This window comes from Thermogemmatispora aurantia, assembly GCF_008974285.1.
GTDB classification, from domain to species: Bacteria; Chloroflexota; Ktedonobacteria; order Ktedonobacterales; family Ktedonobacteraceae; genus Thermogemmatispora; species Thermogemmatispora aurantia.
The window spans coordinates 188429-205405 of sequence record NZ_BKZV01000007.1 but is presented as its reverse complement, the minus strand read 5'-3'; the positions used below and the strand labels follow the sequence as shown (position 1 = coordinate 205405).

Here is a 16977-nt window from a genome sequence, read left to right as displayed (position 1 = left end):
AAGCCAGCAGGAGACAGCTCAAGGCATAGCCTTGAGAGCAGCGGCCAGAAGAGGCAACGATGGCCAGGTAGCAAGGAGAGTCTCGGCCCATTGGAGATCAATAGCGGCCTGCGCTCGCTCAAAGAGCGTCTGCGCCTCTCTCAGGTAGGAATGGGCCTTAGCCTGCTGCTCGCCCCCGCACTGTCTGGCCCCCAGAAGAGCCAGATGGACTCCATAGCTATGCAGAGTGCGCGCATAATCAAGGGTCAGCTCGCTCTCCTCAAAAATACGGGCTGCCCGCTCAAAGTGAGCAGCTGCAGCCTCGGCCTCTCCCTGGACCGCAAGGAGGCGAGCCAGCAGACGATGGGCATGGCCCAGCGTCAGGCGATTCTCCTGTCGATCGGCGCTGGTCAGCAGATCGAGGGCCACTCGTCTGGCAACCTCCAGGCGATCGAGAAGGAAAGCCACGCTGGCTTGCAGATAGCGCCCCTCTAAAGCTACCTCGGCATCCAATCCTTCGTAGCACAGCGCGCGCTCTAAGGCCCGTTGACCTCGCAGAAGCAGACGGCGATAGAAACAACTCTCGCGGCAGCTATGTTGCTCCGGACGAGAGCCAGCGGTAGCGGGCTGGCGCTGGCGCAGGCATGCCAGGCAGATGGCACTGGCCTGAGCTAGCCGCACCTCGGCCAGCACAATACGAGCATGGGCGATTGTGCGCGCGTGCCCGATGGCCCGGCCAGTCAGCAATGAGCGCTGGATGCAGTGCAGGGCCTCATCAAGCTTGCCCGCACTTTGGAGCGTCTCAGCCAGGGCAATATTACACCAGGCCATGTGTTCGCGCTCCTGGGTCCGCTCGGCCAGCGCGAGGCTCCGCCGGAAGCAGGCTTCGGCCTCGCGCAGATCTCCACAGCGACGGGCCAACTCGCCCAGGTTGCCCGTGACAAAGGCCATATTGGGGAGATCGCCGGTGCGCTCCGTCAACTCCAGCGCCCGCCGCATGTAGGCCCGTGCCGCCTGATGATCGGCTACCAGAGCATGGGCCGCCCCTAGATTGCCGCAAATCTGAGCCATAGCCATCAGGCACTCATGCTGCTCATAGATGGTCAAAGCCGTATGCAGGTGCTGCAACGCTTCACTCGGATGACCCAGCCGCGCGGCGATTACTCCCAGGGTCTCATGGGCATGGCCCAACTCCAGCGGGTCACCCGCTATGGCGCGCTCACTCAGCGTTGGCAGTTCCTGACCCGCAGCCACTGGCGCCGGCCCTTGTCTCATGGCTTCCTCTAGCATGTCCAGCATCTGCTCAACCTGGCGGCGCGCCTCATCATAGTTGCCCTCCAGCGCCGAAAGGTTGCCTTCTTGCAAGAGAAGACAGGCGCTGGCTGGACTCTGCAAGGCGCCGGCCTCGCGCAGCGTGCGCTTCCCCTCTTCAAGGCAGTGACGGGCCTGGGCAAAATCGCCGGTCCTGAGCCAGGCCAGGCTCATCTCACGCCAGATGATGGCCTGAATCTGGGCTTCGTGCTGACGTCGCCTGTGCAGTTGTTCCCCGTCTGGCCGCTCTGGCTGGCGACGCTCCCAGGTCTGTAGCGAGCGCTGGCGCAGAGCCAGAACGCGCGCATAGAGGCGGCGCGCCTCGCTGTAGTTTCCCTGCATCATGCAGCACTCGCAGACATGCTCTAAGAGACGCGCGAAGTGAAGCAGCTCCTCCTCGCCGGCGCTCGGCAGGAGCTGATCGAGCGAGGGAGCGGGATCGGCGTCGGCCTCGGGCGGCAGGTACTCGACGCTTACTACGGCCTGACGTTCCAACGGGGGCGGGGGCGGCGCCCCGGCCAGGGCCAGCAGAGCCAGACGGTAATAGTATTGGGCTTCACCATAAGCAGCCAGTCGATAGGCCCGATTGGCCGCCCGCTCAGCATAGCGCGCAATGCGGCTGCCGTCGCTGGCTCCGCGGATTAAATGGTAGGTCACTGCCGCCGCTACCTCTTCCTCGCGCTGGGGATTGAGCGTCAGCAGGGCCTCAGCCGCCCGACGATGGAGCTGAACGCGGCGCGCCACCGAGAGACTCTGATAGAGATGGCTTTCAATGAGCGGATGCCAGAAGTGGTAGCTCACCTGCCTGCCATTCTCCTCTTCAATCAGAAGACCGGCGCGCAGGGCCTCCTCCAGGAGATCCAGCACCTGCTCCTCCTGGGGATGAGGGAGCTGGCCACTGTCCATGAAGAGCAAATGGCTGAATTCGAAGGGTGCCCCGAAGACCGCCGCCTTACTCAACAGCGTTTGACAGGCCGTGCTGAGCTTGCTGAGACGTCGATCTAGCACGGCGGCGATGGTCGCGGGGAGCGCGAGTCGGCTCTCTCCTGCACCCGCCGCGGCCTGCCCGGCTGAGGCCGCTCCCCCTTCGCTGGCCTCACGCTCCAGATAACGCGCCAGCTCTTCGGCAAAGAAGGGATTCCCGTCCGCCTGCGTCTGAATACTGTGTACGAGACGGGTCGGCAAATGAGAAACGAGCTGCGCAATCTGCGCCGCCGTCAGCGGTTGGACCGGCAGCGTCAGGAGAACCTGCTCACGCTGGAGATCATTGATGAGAGTGCGTAGGGTATGGGTTGGCAACAGCTCCATGTCGCGGCAGGTCCCCAGGAGCAGAATCGGCTGCTCACGCAGATGACGTGCGAGATAGCTGAGCAGATCCAGACTGCTCTCATCGGCCCAATGAAGGTCATCGAGGACTAACAGGAGAGGTGTGCGCCGGCTGAGAGCTGAGAGCAGGCTATGCGTGGCCTCCCAGAGATGGAGACGCTCTTGGTCTACTGGTAAGGCCAGCGGCGCTACCCCGGGTTGCAGCAATTCATGGAATTCGGGCAGTAAGGTGCAGAGACGCTGCAGGTGAGAGGTAGAGAGGCCCAACTCCATCAGGACCTGGGAGGTTGAGAGCGCCTGAGCAGCCAGTCGGTTCTGCAAGAGCGTGCGCAGCAGCTCGACCCAGGGGCAGTAAGGGATAGCCCCTTCCTGCTCATAGGAGCGACTCCAGACTACCTGCCAGCCCTGGCGTCCAGCCTCGTCGCTCAGCTCCTCGGCGAGGCGCGTTTTACCAATACCCGCCTCGCCGGTCAAAAGCAAGAAATGAGGTGACGAGAGCGATGGCTCCGGTGTTGGGATTTGTTGACCGTCCACTGGCTTCGGGACAAGACTGTCCTCTCCGCCCGGGCTTTCACTGGGGCGGGCAGGGCCTAGGATGGATAGCAGTTGCCGCATGATCGCTAATTCACGCTCACGTCCGATCAGCGGCGTCCGTTTATGGCGTCCCGAGGGGAAGTGGGGATTGGTCACGGCTCGCACCGGCACAGTCGGCCCGGCGGGGCGAGTGAGAACTGGAGGCTGCGCAGTATCGAAGTGGGCACCAGCCTGAAGAGCAAGAGCGGCAGGCGAGTGGGACGATGACGAAGCAGCCCCAGGCCCGGTAAGCGCTGGCGAGGCGGCGGCAACGGTCGCTGGCCCCAGTTCCCCGCTGCGCAGGGCTTCATAGAGACGACGCGTCTCGGGCAGCGGCTCGCTGTCATACTCGCGCTCCAGGACCTCGGTCAGGCGTTGATAAGCCTGCAAGGCTTCGACCCGCCGATCCAGGCGCATCAGAACCATCATTAAATGGCGTACCGCTGTCTCATGGGTGGGATCGCTCATCAGTAGCCGGTCCAGTGGCTCAATAGCGCTGGCCAAGGCCCCACGCCGGACTCGTAGCTCGGCAAGCTGCAGCAGCATCCCCATCCAGCGACGGCGCAGCGCTTCCCGTCGAGGCTGAGCCCACTCTGAATAGAGTTCCTCAACCAGAAAGTCGCCGCGGTAGAGGGCCGCCGCCTCCTCTAGTAGCCGCTCAATCTGCAAGGGATCAGCCGACTGCTCAGCCTGCCTGATCTTCTGCTCAAACTCATCGGCATCAACCCAGATAATGCTTCCGTCGGCCAGCTCCAGCACTTCATGCTGAAGGCGCAAGAGCGTCGAGGATGCCGGACGCCGGATCTCTGGCTCTAGCAGCAGGCGCAACTCATGGACGGCGCCGTTGAGACGATTGGCCGCCGTTTCGCTGTCAAGATCAGGATCAGGCCAGAGCGCTTCCATGACCTGCTCCCGTCCCATGCGACGCAGGGGATGACACAACAGGCAGCCTAACAGGGCACGGGCCCGCCGCCGCTGCCAGCGCCGTCCATCATCCTCAACCCAACCGTTACCGCTGCGTCGCTCTACCCGAAACTGACCAAGGACATAAATGCGTAACAGCGGCCTGGTTTCGCCGCGCCCGCTACGGCGCTCGCGCTCCCCTATCACAATGGCCCGACTACCCGCAGCTGCCGGCGCCCGCCGCGCGGAGACAGAGACTGCCGATAGCCGCTGACCTGCCTGCTCCACCTCCGCTGGCAGCTGCGCCCCAATATACTTGCTGACAGTACGCCCGTTCTCGCTCCAATAGGCGTACCAGTAAGGGCCATGTCCTGCTCCCTCCCGGCATTTCCGGCAGCGCTGCTTGCCACAGCGCGTGTACTGCTGACGATAGGTCACCTTGCTCTCCATTGAGTCCTTTCCCTCTGGCCCAGGCCATTGGTCGAGGTCAGTTGCATCGACTCTCTATCCTTGCCGCACTACGAGAAGCAATAGCAGCGTCGCAACAGCTACCAACAAGAAGAAACACGTTCATAGCCTGTTTTACTGATGCATCGGACTTCACAATGAGAGCTATCCCGTCATCAAGAAATATATACGAGTTCATTATAAGACGCCGACCGTTCTCATCAGTATTGGTTCCTTAACCAATAGCCCGATTGGACAGCCAGCGCCGCGGAGGAAACCGTTGCCTCTCCAGACCCCTGCACGCGCCGTTGACAGGGCCACGGCGGCAGGCTAAGATAGAAAAGACACGCACGGTGACACACCCTTGCTCACTCGCCTGCACCACTGCACCATCAGCAAGCAGTTCAGTCGCACGACTCGACCCAGAAGCGCCAGGCATGCCAACACTTGAAGGCTCTATTGAGAGCATCGTTTTTCATAACGAGGAAACGCACTACACCGTTGCACGTTTTCGCCCCAGCACCGGTACTGGCCGCGGCTCGTCCCGCTCGTCGCGCGACGGTCTGCTCACTATCGTTGGTACCCTGCCGGGAGTGCGCGCCGGCGAAGTGCTGACCGTGGAAGGCGTCTGGGAATATGATCCGCGCTACGGCCACCAGCTCCATGTGACGAGCTTTAACCAACGCTTGCCCACGAGCACCGAGGGCATCATTCGCTACCTCAGCTCCGGCCTGATTAAGGGCATCGGCCCTAAAAAAGCCCGCACTCTTGTTGAATACTTCGGCGAGCAGACGCTGGCGATTATTGAGCAGCAGCCCGAGCGCCTGGCCGAGGTGCGCGGCCTCAGCGAGAAGGATCGCACGCGCATCATCGCCGCCTGGACCCAGCAGCAGGAGATGAAGGAGGTGCAGCTTTTTCTGCAGACTCATGAGATTTCACTGCATCTGGCCAGCCGCATCTATCGCCAGTATGGGGCCGAGAGCGTCAGGGTGGTGCGTGAGAATCCCTATCGGTTGGTCCAGGATATCTATGGGATTGGCTTCCGCACAGCGGATGAGATCGCAACCCGGCTGGGACTGCCGCGCGATAGCCTGCCGCGCCTGGTGACGGGTCTGACCTATGTGCTGGCACAGGCAGCCAACGAGGCCGGCCACTGCTATTTGCTGGAGGATGAGTTGCTGCTGCAGGCACAACGTATCTTGCAGGTCCCTCGCTCAGCACTGGAGCAGGCTCTGGAACAGGGGCAGTACGAGGGTGAGCTTTTCATTGAGCCGGCCTCGCCTGACACAGAGAGCAACGAACTGGACCCCGATTGGCCCCTCTCCAAGGATCTCGGATCAGCCTCCAGCGCAGCCGTTCAGGCCGCCACAGACTCGCTCCTGGCCTTGCCAGCTGCTCCAGCCGGAACGGCCCAGCGACGGATCTACTATGGCCCCTTCTGGCACGCCGAACGCGGCTCCGCCCGCCTGCTTAAGCGGCTGCTGCGGGCACCCAGCCGGCTGCCAGCAGTCTCACCAGCGCTCTGGGAACAGGTCTTTCAGCATCTGGAGGTCAAGCGCCAGCTCCAGCTTACAGAGCGACAGCGCGAGGCCGTGCAGACGGCTTTTACGCGGAAGGTGAGTATTCTGACCGGTGGCCCCGGGACAGGCAAGACCACCTCGCTGCGCGCGCTCCTGCTACTCCTGCGCCGTCAACGGGTGGAGGTGGCTCTTACGGCCCCTACCGGACGCGCCGCCAAGCGCCTCAGCGAGGCCACGGGCCTGCCCGCCCAAACGCTTCACCGCTTGCTAGAGTATACCCCTCACGACGGCACCTATCAGCGCCATGAGGAACGCCCCCTGAGCTGCCAGTTCGTCATTGTCGACGAGTGCTCGATGGTCGATATTCTTCTCTTCTACCATCTGCTCAAGGCTCTGCCGCCAGAGGCCCATCTGCTGCTCGTTGGCGATGCCGACCAGCTCCCGTCGGTTGGCCCAGGCAACGTGTTGCGCGATCTCTTGCGCAGTGAGGTCATCCCGACCACTCACCTGACCGAGCTGTTTCGCCAGGCTCGCCAGAGTCGCATCGTGGTCAGCGCCCACCGCGTGAACGCTGGTCTCTTGCCCGTGGTCAAGAACGAGGAGGGCAGCGATTTCCTCTTTCTGCACGAGAGCGATCCGCAGCGGGCCCGCTCCCTGATCCTTGACCTGGTGAAGCGCCTTCTGCCGACTCGCTACCACCTTCATCCGCGCGCCGACATCCAGGTACTCTCGCCCATGTACCGCGGGCCACTCGGTGTGATCAGTCTCAATGAGTTACTGCAGCAGCACCTGAATCCACGCACCGAGGGCGAGCTGCTGCTGGGCAAACACCGCCTGCGCGTCGGCGATAAGGTCATGCAGGTGCGTAACGACTACGATAAGGGGGTCTTCAACGGTGATCTCGGCTGGGTACGCCGTATCGACCACCAGGCCGCAACCGTGACGGTCGAATTTCAGGAAGAGGCCGGTCCCCAGCTGATCGAGTATGAATTTGCTGAATTGGACGCGCTGACTCTGGCCTACGCGGTCACGATTCATAAGAGCCAGGGGAGTGAGTACCCAGCGGTAATTATCCCCCTCGTTTTGCAGCATGCTCCGCTGCTGCAGAGGAATCTCCTCTATACCGCTATCACGCGCGCTCGCCGGCTCTGTGTTCTGGTGGGACAACGCCAGGCCCTGGAACAGGCCATCCGCAACGACCGCGTGGCACAGCGCAATACCGCTCTGGCGGAGCGTCTGAGAGCTTTGCTAGAGTAACATGCCGTTTTCTCGCTGCTCACCTAAAAGCACGCTCGTACTTCAATAGCCCGAACGTGGCTTGCCTTGGGTCCCGCGCTGCGGTAGAATAGAAACTGAATTGACATAGTCAACTACCGCCTGGGTGCGCAGACTGCTCTTCCCAAGAGTGGCGGTAGACGCGCCCCAGGCTGGCTGCTCTCTTGTAGCTGTTATTCTAGAGTATTCCGTACTGGAGTAGGGAGGACGATTCTATGCCAGAGACAGAGGCCACAACGGCGGGCCAGGGTCAGAGCTCGCCCGCTGGTTACGCTCATCCCGAAGTCTTGGTGGAAACCGACTGGGTGGCGGAGCATCTCAACGATCCCAATGTGCGCATCATCGAGGCCGATGAGGATGTGTTACTCTACGAGACTGGCCATATTCCTGGAGCTGTCAAGCTGGACTGGCATGTCGATGTCCAGGACCCGGTGACGCGCGATTTTGTCAACCGCGAGGGCTTCGAGCGTCTGATGCGCCGTTGGGGCATTCGCAACGACACGACGGTGGTGCTCTACGGCGATCGCAATAACTGGTACGCCTGCTATAGCTTCTGGCTGTTCACGATGTATGGCCATAAGCATCTGAAGATTATGAACGGTGGACGCCAGAAGTGGGAGGCCGAGGGGCGACCACTGACGAAGGAGGTGCCCCATTATGAACCAAGCGATTATCAGGCACCGGAACCGGACGAGTCGATTCGCGCCTTCCGCGAGGACGTGCTGGCCACCCTGCACCAGTCCGGCTACGGTCTGGTTGATGTGCGCTCGCCGCAGGAGTATACCGGCGAGCTAATCCATATGGTAAACTATCCCCAGGAAGGGGCCCAGCGCGGTGGACATATTCCGGGGGCAAAAAATATCCCCTGGTCGATGGCCGCCAACCCTGATGGAACCTTTAAGTCCGCGGAGGAGCTGCGGAAGCTCTACGGCGAGCAGGGGATCACGCCCGATAAGGATGTGATTACTTATTGCCGTATTGGTGAGCGCTCCGCCCACACGTGGTTTGTGCTGACACAGCTGCTCGGCTATCCACGCGTGCGCAACTACGATGGCTCCTGGACAGAGTGGGGCAATATGGTGCGCGCGCCGATTGAGAAGCCCTGACTTGGGATGGGATCAGCTGTCCGACATCAGAAGCCGCAGCTGGTCCACTTGCCGCCCCAGCGCTGGCACGGAGAGCCTGTCTGGATAGACAGGCTCCCAGGATGGAACGAGACGGGGCCATCCCCGGGCAGAGGGAGGTAGCGCGCCTAACCTAACCGCGGCTGTCAATTTTTTCGCCAGCGTCGCTTTATCGATGCCGTGGTTGTCTGCCTCTCCGACAACGGTGGAGGCCCCGTTGCTTTGCTGGAAAGTTCCGTGATGCCTTATGGACAGACAAGAAGCAATTGAGTTTCTGCTTGATCATTACGAGAATCCGCGCAACTATGGTCCTCTTGAGGAGGCCGATGTCAGCTTGAAGGGAGGCAATCCGGGTTGCGCTGATGTGATCACCATGTACGGGCGTTTCGATGAACAGGGCCGCCTAGCTCAAGTGCAGTGGGAGGGCGAGGGATGTACTATTAGCCGTGCCGCCGCTTCCTACGTGACCGAGTTGACGCGCGGGATGACGGCGGAAGAGATCGAGAACCTGAGCTTCGAGGATTTGATCGAGGACCTGGGGCGCGAGGTGGTGATGACACGCCCTACCTGCGCGACGCTGGCCCTGGGTACGCTAAAGCGCGGCGTACATGAGTATCGCATGCGCAAGCTCTCGCAGCAAGACGACGCCCCGAAGCAGGCCCACGAACAGCCTCAGCCGCCACAGTCTCCACAGCCGGGATCAGCACAGTAACAGCCCTCGTAAGCGGCAGTCCGGTCGGCTCGTTTCCTGACCTGGCTCACCGCTCTCCCGCGTGTCTCTAGCGAGCAGGGAGTCTGACCACGGCGAGGCCAGTCGCGGCAGGCCGGCGAGGCTGAGGGCTATAGTCCTAGCTCGCGGCGCCAGTCGGCCAGAAGCGCCAGCGCGCGTTGAAGTTGCTCCCGATGCCGGGGTGTATTGAGCCAGCGGCTGACTCCCGAGGGATGAGGTAAAGGGAGCCAGCGTCGGGTGTCCTCTAGGCGCCCTGTCCCGATGATCTCTTCCAGTTTGACTTTGCCCCAGAAGGCTTCAATGGCCATGACGCCTACGAGTAAGACCACGCGTGGACGGAGCAGGGACAGCTCAGCTTCGAGAAAAGGGCGGCACAGGGCCAGCTCCTGGGGCGAGGGACGGCGATCACCTTGCCCACGGGGAGCCGGTCCTGGGTAGCAGCGTGTGAGCGAGCTAAGATATGCATGCTGATGCAGGTAGCCCGGGGGAAAGCCTGCCTGCTCTAGCCAGGATTGCAGGATGCGCCCGCCCGGGCCGCCGAAGGGAATGCCACGCTGCTGCGAACGCAGCCCAGGCGCCTGCCCTATGACCATCAGCCCCCCGATGAGACCCTCGTGCAGCACTGGGCTGACCACGGGCAGGGCCTGCGCCAGATAGCCCTGGTCCTGGCAGCGACGGCACAGGCGCAAAGTCTCCTGGAGTCGCTTCAGCGCTTCAAGCTGCTTGAGGCGCTCCTGTTTCTCTCCTTCTCGCTGCCCTGCTTCCTCGAGCTGGAGCAAAGAGGCTTCATCAGATAACATCGCTCGGCGCAGACAAGGATGAGAGGCTTGGCTGGGCATAATCGTGCGCCAGATGGCGATAGCGGCCCCGGTAGTAGGCCAACGGCTGCTTGCCACCAGGCTGACTAGCCTCCCTGTTGCCGTCCTGGAGCGTTCCCATGCCGGCAACCTGGTGCTCGTTGGCAGTGTTCGCGCTGTCGGACGAGGGCTGATCAGCGGCTCCGAGGGCCACAACCTCACCTAGCAAAATCGCGTGGTCGCCGCCCGGATAATCGGCCACCAGCCGCGCTTCCACAAAACCCAGGGTCCCTTCGAGCAGCGGCGCCCCGGTCACGCCCGGGTGATAGGGTGCATGGCAGAAGTAGCGATAGCGCTCCTCTGAGGGAAGGGCAAAGCAGCGGGCCAGCTCTTCCTGCTCCTCACTCAAGATATTGACCGCAAAAATCTGGCTCTCGCGAATGGCCTGCAAGGTTCGGCTCTTGAGGTCGATGCAGACAAGGACCAGCGGAGGGTCTAGCGAGACAGAACAGAAGGCGTTGACTGTCAGCCCCACCAGGCCGGCGCTGCCCCTCGTTGTCACGACCGTTACTCCTGTGGCGAACTGCCCCAGGACGTGGCGAAAGAGTTCTCTGTCGATAGACATTAACGGCTCGATCCCTCTTCTTCCTTCACCATCAGAAGCCAGCGAGGGAATTATGAGGCCACTTGTGCGCCGCCTCGGGGCAGTGCAGCCCCATCCCGCACACAGGCATCGTTCCCTCGTCTGCTCATTTGTAGTATCCGGGGCCTGTCGGCGCCTGACACTGGCCTTTCGGACAGAACTCCGTAGCAGAATCGTAGCATATGTGCCGCTTCTCTGCCAGCGAGCAGGGTCCAGAACGGTCCTGCTAGCCGCTCTTCCATTGACAGGGGCAGTTCTAGCGCGTATAGTTACAGCGAAAGCGATAAGCAGTAGCCTAGCGACAGCCCCCCGACGGAATGAAGATCGAGAGCAGAACGACCGCAGAATCGCCTGCACCAGCAACGACTACCGCTACGCCCATCGCTGATGCTAAGGCCATGTATGTCAGACGCCACCTGACTCCTCTCATCTTTACGGGTCTCGTTCTCTTGCTGCCGGCCACGCTGTTGGCGGCGGTAAGCAATGGCTCGACAGCTATTCCTTTTACGACTGTCCTGCAGATCCTGCTCAACGGTAGCCATCTCTTTCACTTCCGGCAAGGCTGGGACCCTGCTCTGACCATTATTATCTGGGATCTGCGCCTGCCAGAGGCGCTGGGGGCGGCCCTGGTGGGAGCCGGGCTAGCGGTGGCTGGGGTACTCTTTCAGGGGATGCTGCGCAATCCATTGGCTGATCCGTTCTTGATGGGCACTTCCTCGGGGGCAGCACTAGGTGCCGTCATAGCCTTCATTCTGCCGCTCGATACGACTTACGGTCTCTTCTTCTCCCTGACGCCTTTGCTGGCTTTTAGCGGGGCGTTACTGACAGTGCTGTTGGTCTACGCCATTGCGCGCGTCGGCGGGCGCACGCCGGTGGTGACGCTCTTGCTGGCCGGCGTTGTGATGAATGCCCTGCTGGTGGCCGTCCAGACCCTGATTCTGACGCTGAGTCCCCAGGCGCAGTTTAATCTGCAGGCTCTCTTTAACTGGCTCTCGGGAGGGATTAGCGTCAATAGTTGGTGGCCGGTGGTGATCGTAGGCAGCCTTATCATGGCGGGCATCGGTGGGGCTTTGGTCTTGGGGCAGGTACTGGATGCCTTCGCGCTGGGCGAGGAGGGAGCCGCCCACCTGGGCCTACGGGTCGAGTGGTATAAGTTTTTACTGATTATGCTCGGTTCGCTGTTGACGGCGGCGGCGGTCTCGATTAGCGGCTTGATCGGCTTTGTGGGCCTGGTCACACCGCATATGCTGCGCTTGCTGATTGGTCCGCGCCACCGCCCTTTGATTGCGGCCTCGGCCCTGGGAGGAGCTTCTTTTTTGACGCTGGCCGATTTGCTGGCACGCACGGTGATTGCGCCAGCGGTCTTACCGGTTGGGGTCTTCACAGCCCTGATCGGGGCACCGTTTTTCCTCTATCTGCTGCGTCAGAGTAAGAAGGAGTATCGATGGTCGTGAATCTCAGGCCCGAGAGCAGGAACTTGTCTGCTGCGGGAGGTTTGCCCTTGTTGGAGGTGCGCAATGTGACTTTCGGCTATGGCCTGCAGCCGATCTTTTTTGACGTCTGTCTGAAGCTGGCGGCTGGTGAGATGGTGGGTTTGCTGGGTCCGAATGGCTCGGGTAAGACCACGCTGCTGCGCCTGCTGAGCGGGGTGCTGCGCCCAACCCAGGGGAAGATCTGGCTGCAGGGACGAGAGCTTGGTCGCTGGCGGCGGCGCGAGCTGGCGCGTGTGGTGGCGGTAGTGCCCCAGGAGTTGCACATCCCTTTCGACTTCACGGTCGAGCAGCTGGTGGCGCTGGGCCGCCTGCCTTTTGTCGGTTTGCTGGGCAGCTACGGGCCGCAGGATCACGCCCGGATCGAGGAGGCAATGCGCGTAACTGGCGTCATGACTCTGGCGGAGCGGCCCTTCAATGAGCTGAGCGGCGGCGAGCGACAGCGCGTGCTGGTGGCGATGGCCCTGGCTCAGCAGCCGCGCCTGTTGTTACTCGATGAGCCGACCGCCCATCTGGACATCAGATATCAGATCGAGGTGCTGGAGCTGGTGCAGCGCCTGAATCGCGAGCACGGGCTGACGGTGCTGGCCGCTATGCACGACTTGAATCTGGCAGCCCGCTATTTTCCACGCCTGGTACTTTTCCAGCGCGGCATCGTGGCAGACGGGACCCCGGCAGCGGTTCTGGAGCCGCGTTTGCTCAGCCGTGTCTATGGGATTGCGGTCCAGGTGGGAATCGTGCGCGGCACGGCGCATTTCAGTGTGGTGCCGCCGGGCAGTCGCGAGGCTCAAGAGACCGAGGAGGAGATGGAGACCCAGGAGCCTCCCCCGCGGGTGTTCGTGATGGCCGGCGGCGGCTCTGGCGAACGGGTGATGCGTGCTCTGGCAGATTGGCATATTCCTTTTCTAGCTGGGGTGCTCAATATTGGTGACAGCGATCATACGCTGGCCCTGCGCCTGGCGAGCCGCGTGCTGACGGAGCAGCCCTATGCTCCTCTCTCTCAGGCGGCGCTAGAGGAGCTGCGGGCGGCTCTGGCAACGGTCGAGACGCTGATTATTTGTCCAATGTACGTCGGACCCGGCAATGTGGCTTTGCTGCGCGAGGCGCTGTCAGTGGCCCGTCAAGGCCGCCAGGTGCTGCTGCTGGCTCCTGAAACAGTTGAGGCGGAACCCTCGGGCGCGATGCCGACGCCCGGCAGCTCGTGCGGTTCGCTGCCAGCTCCAGCTCTCCTGGAGCGGACGGGAATCGCGGCGCGCGATTATACCGGCGGCGAGGCAACCCGGCTGGTTGAGCAGCTCCTGCAGAGTGGGGCGCGTGTGATCAGTCGTCTGACAGAGGTTCTGGCCCTGAGCGCCGCTTGAGCCTGAGCATGCTCCTGATCCGTTGGATGGAGGGCAGAGACGTTGATTGGCGGGATGGAGGGACCTGCGCAGGCCCATGCTTGCAAACGGGGTTTTGTATGTAGTATATTGCTTTGTACAGCATGATAGAGTCTCGGAATGCGAGCCTTGTTCTCGATGAAAAATCGATGCCATCTTCAAAAGGCAGGGTAGACGGCATGGGTGGCACTGAGCAGGCAACTGTGACGCTGCGCTTACCTTCAACGCTGAGCGCCTGCAACGGCGGCAAAAGCCAGATCGTTGTACGGGCCAGCACGGTAGGCGAACTGTTCGAAGCGCTGGAGGCCCACTATCCGCAGGTCTGGCGCTGCCTATGCGATGAGCACGGCTGTGTGCGCGCTCAGATCCAGCTCTTCGTGAGCAACAAGCTGATCACTGGTCCGCATGACCTGCAGACCATCTTGAGGCCCGGCGAGGAGATTATTGTGCTGCCTTCTGCGCGGACCCCCTAGGTCAGCGCCTGCATCGGCTCACTGACCTCTGGCCATTTTATCGGTGGGCTTGCAAATGTGGAGCTATTGCGCCATAATATGGGCTATCTTCTGTTATGTGGAGGAGAGGAGGTTTTTAAGGAGACGGGATGTTGGCGCAGGTTCGAAGTTGTGCTATTGTGGGTCTGGAAGGCGCCCTGGTCGAGGTGGAGGTTGACCTGGCCAATGGTCTGGCGGGCTTTACGATCGTGGGCCTGGCCGATACGGCTATTCAGGAGGCGCGCGAACGGGTGCGCGCCGCTATTAAGAATAGTGGGGCGACTTTTCCTTATAAGCGGATTACGGTGAATCTGGCCCCCGCCGATCTCCGTAAAGAGGGGCCTGTCTACGATCTCCCCATCGCTATCGGTATTCTGCTGGCCTCGGGCCAGCTGGTCCCCGCTGAGCCAATTGCTGATTGTCTCTTCCTCGGTGAGCTGTCCCTCGATGGAAGTGTGCGCCATACCAATGGGATTTTGCCAATGGTGGCCCTGGCACGCGAGCGCGGCCTCCGCGCGGTCTTCGTGCCGGCGGTTGATGCGCGCGAGGCGGCCCTGGTGCGCGATGTGCCGATCTACGCGGTGGAGACCCTCGCCCAGCTGATGGCCCACCTGAGCGGTGAGCAGCGCCTGGCTCCTTTCCCACCAAATTCAGCCCTGCTGCAGGAGGTGAGTCGCCATTGCCCACCTCACGATCTGGCGGCGGTGCGCGGCCAGGACCATGTGAAGCGGGCGCTGGAGGTGGCGGTGAGCGGCGGCCATAATCTGCTGATGAGCGGCCCCCCTGGCACGGGCAAGACGCTGCTGGCCCGGGCGACGCCGTCGATTATGCCCCCGCTCTCGATTGAGGAGGCCCTGGATGTGACGCGCATCTATAGCGTGGGCGGCCTGCTGCCGCCAGAGGTGCCGCTCATTATGGAGCGCCCTTTCCGCGCGCCACACCATACGATCAGTCACGCCGGCCTGGTGGGCGGCGGACGCCAACCACGCCCGGGCGAGATCAGTCTGGCTCACCGCGGGGTGCTCTTTTTGGATGAGTTGCCTGAGTTCAATCAGTACGTGCTGGAGGCCCTCCGACAGCCGTTGGAGGATAAGGTGGTGACGATTTCGCGCGCCCAGGGGTCGGTGACGTTCCCAGCTAATTTTATGCTGATCGCGGCAATGAATCCCTGCCCATGCGGCTATCTGCACGATGTGGCGCGCGAGTGCACGTGTTCGCCAGCGGCGGTGCGCCGCTATCAGAAGCGCGTCAGCGGTCCGCTCCTCGACCGCATCGATATTCAGGTGGAGGTGCCACGTGTGGCTTATGAGAAGCTGGCCGGCGCTCCAGCTCCAGAGCGTACGGAGCGTATTCGGGCCCGCGTCGAGGCCGCCCGCGAGCGCCAGCGCCAGCGCTTTGCGAGGACGCGCCTGACCTGCAACGCGGAGATGGGGCCGGCTGAGGTGCAGGCTTTCTGCCGCGTGGATGAGGCCGGGCAGCGCTTGCTGAAGGCGGCGGTGCAGCAGTTGGCGCTGTCGGCACGCGCTTTTCATCGCCTGTTGAAGCTGGCGCGCACGATCGCCGACCTGGAGGGGGCGGAGTTGATCGGTTCGGCCCACGTGGCGGAGGCGGTGCAGTACCGCCCCCGCATCGCTCCTTGATGGGTGCCCGACTCTCGCCCCGCACTCGGCCTTTGCCCCGCTCAGTTGCCGCTATGGCCCAGCCCTGTGCTCTGGGCTTTGATCCCCCGGATCGCTGCAGGGCCGCTACCCCTATGTTCGTCGCTCGCCAGCTTTCTGGCTGGCCAGCCAGGAATAGGCAGGTCTGGGCCCGGATTTGGACGGTGCTTTTGTGTTCGCCAGTGCCGGCTCTTCTGCTCTCGCTTTTCCTCGCTGGAGGTACTGGCCCGGGCCGGGGATCGGCGAGGTGAGTTTTTCTCTTTGCCCGTACGCGGGTTCTCAAGGCACATGGGTGAGGTGAGGTGTGCTTACCCATGCTGCTCAGTCTGGCTCTTGATCTGCTTCCGCTCCGTCGTCGTTGCGCGACCTGGGCAGGCGCCCGGGGCCGTAGCGATGGGCCTCAAGATAGGCCTCGATGTCGCTGCGTTTGAACCTCCAGGCCGAGGCAATCCGATACCCCGTTATCTCTCCTCGCTCTACCATCCGTACCATCGTTCTTGCCGTGACCCCTATGAGCTTCCCGGCCTCGGTGGTAGTAAGCCACTCTTCGTTCTGGACTCTCCGATCCGTCATGTGTGGCTAACTCCTCTGACGCTGTCTTGCTCTTAGCGCCGCACTGTGTTGCCCTGTTCATCTGCTAGTGAAGCCAGCCAGCAGACGGCAGCGTCCGGCTCGCGCAGCGTGGGGGCTTGCTTAGGAGGACTGTTCAGTCGTCCCCTCAGCAGTCGTGCCCGGCTCTTGCTGTGCATCCCCGTTCCTTTTCCCCTCCTGGCGTGTCCCGAGTGGGCGCTCAGGACCATAGCGGTGCGCCTCAAGATAGGCCTCGATATCATGGCGCTTGAAGCGCCACCTGGAGGCTACACGATACCCCGTTAATTCTCCCCTCTCAACCATTCGCACTACCGTTTTCGGGCCAATCCCTATGAGCTTGCTCACCTCGTTAGTGGTCAGCCACTCATCTCCGTGGTTACTACGCTCTGTCATCTACGCCTGGCACCTCACATGCTGTCTTCTTCTTTGAAATTGTATCAGCTTTGCTTAATTACGTCAAATAGTCTCTATTGACTTAATATTCCATATAGACTCTTAGTTACCATTAGACTATAGAGACTATAGAGACTTGATCTTACGATTAAGCCATGCTATACTCATAGCAAGGCAACAGGCACTGCCCCAAGGCGCCTGTTCCCTCTCTGAGAGCCGCCAGGCTGGTGCTGCCGCTTCCTAGCGGATGCCGGGCCGTCAGCTGGGCCTCAGACCGCTTACCGCCAGAATAGTACGCAGTACAAGGAAGGGAAGGCCGGCTTTGCCCCTTCCCTTCTTTACGGCAG

Annotated in this window: 12 protein-coding genes; 7 read left to right on the top strand and 5 right to left on the bottom strand. The window is 61.8% G+C overall.

Annotated features, from left to right (window positions below; translation table 11 throughout):
• Positions 1-18: 18 nt before the first annotated feature.
• Positions 19-4542 (bottom strand): DUF6788 family protein, encoded by a 4524-nt coding sequence (locus KTAU_RS19120; protein ID WP_151729877.1) that lies wholly within the window; start codon positions 4540-4542, stop codon positions 19-21.
• Between the two features lie 434 nt (positions 4543-4976).
• Here KTAU_RS19120 and recD2 point away from each other — a divergent pair, with 434 nt between their 5' ends.
• The 3 genes from recD2 (at position 4977) to KTAU_RS19105 (ending at position 9170) form a co-directional block, all read left to right on the top strand.
• Positions 4977-7316: an SF1B family DNA helicase RecD2 gene (gene recD2 / locus KTAU_RS19115; protein WP_151729876.1), complete on the top strand. Its 2340-nt coding sequence runs from the start codon at positions 4977-4979 to the stop codon at positions 7314-7316.
• Positions 7317-7549: 233 nt separating this feature from the next.
• Positions 7550-8440 (top strand): sulfurtransferase, encoded by an 891-nt coding sequence (locus KTAU_RS19110; protein WP_151729875.1) that lies wholly within the window; start codon positions 7550-7552, stop codon positions 8438-8440.
• A 265-nt stretch (positions 8441-8705) separates the two neighbouring features.
• Complete coding sequence (locus KTAU_RS19105; RefSeq protein ID WP_151729874.1) at positions 8706-9170, top strand: iron-sulfur cluster assembly scaffold protein; 465 nt, start codon at positions 8706-8708, stop codon at positions 9168-9170.
• 128 nt (positions 9171-9298) lie between these two features.
• On the opposite strand, the gene KTAU_RS19100 is transcribed toward KTAU_RS19105, so the two are convergent.
• Both KTAU_RS19100 and KTAU_RS19095 read right to left on the bottom strand, forming a co-directional pair.
• Positions 9299-9967 carry a uracil-DNA glycosylase family protein gene (locus tag KTAU_RS19100; protein WP_170293433.1) on the bottom strand — a complete coding sequence of 223 codons (669 nt, stop codon included), beginning with the start codon at positions 9965-9967 and terminating at the stop codon, positions 9299-9301.
• Between the two features lie 10 nt (positions 9968-9977).
• Positions 9978-10610, bottom strand: a complete 633-nt coding sequence (locus KTAU_RS19095; protein ID WP_151729872.1) for a flavin reductase family protein — start codon at positions 10608-10610, stop codon at positions 9978-9980.
• A gap of 335 nt (positions 10611-10945) precedes the next feature.
• Here KTAU_RS19095 and KTAU_RS19090 point away from each other — a divergent pair, with 335 nt between their 5' ends.
• From KTAU_RS19090 to KTAU_RS19075, 4 genes are all read left to right on the top strand, one after another.
• The gene (locus KTAU_RS19090; RefSeq protein ID WP_228026542.1) at positions 10946-12082 is read left to right on the top strand and encodes a FecCD family ABC transporter permease; all 1137 of its coding nucleotides are present in this window, start codon (positions 10946-10948) and stop codon (positions 12080-12082) included.
• The gene (locus KTAU_RS19085) at positions 12073-13479 is read left to right on the top strand and encodes an ABC transporter ATP-binding protein (protein ID WP_151729871.1); all 1407 of its coding nucleotides are present in this window, start codon (positions 12073-12075) and stop codon (positions 13477-13479) included. The genes KTAU_RS19090 and KTAU_RS19085 overlap by 10 nt, the downstream gene beginning before the upstream one ends.
• Positions 13480-13646: 167 nt before the next feature.
• Positions 13647-13970 (top strand): MoaD/ThiS family protein, encoded by a 324-nt coding sequence (locus KTAU_RS19080; RefSeq protein WP_170293432.1) that lies wholly within the window; start codon positions 13647-13649, stop codon positions 13968-13970.
• A 128-nt stretch (positions 13971-14098) separates the two neighbouring features.
• Positions 14099-15628 carry a YifB family Mg chelatase-like AAA ATPase gene (locus tag KTAU_RS19075; protein ID WP_151729869.1) on the top strand — a complete coding sequence of 510 codons (1530 nt, stop codon included), beginning with the start codon at positions 14099-14101 and terminating at the stop codon, positions 15626-15628.
• Positions 15629-15967: 339 nt separating this feature from the next.
• Here KTAU_RS19075 and KTAU_RS19070 read toward each other — a convergent pair whose 3' ends face one another.
• A complete protein-coding gene (locus tag KTAU_RS19070; RefSeq protein ID WP_151729868.1) occupies positions 15968-16219 on the bottom strand; it encodes a helix-turn-helix domain-containing protein in 252 nt (83 codons plus the stop codon).
• A 120-nt stretch (positions 16220-16339) separates the two neighbouring features.
• Positions 16340-16630, bottom strand: a complete 291-nt coding sequence (locus KTAU_RS19065) for a helix-turn-helix domain-containing protein (RefSeq protein ID WP_052888824.1) — start codon at positions 16628-16630, stop codon at positions 16340-16342.
• Between the last annotated feature and the right edge of the window lie 347 nt (positions 16631-16977).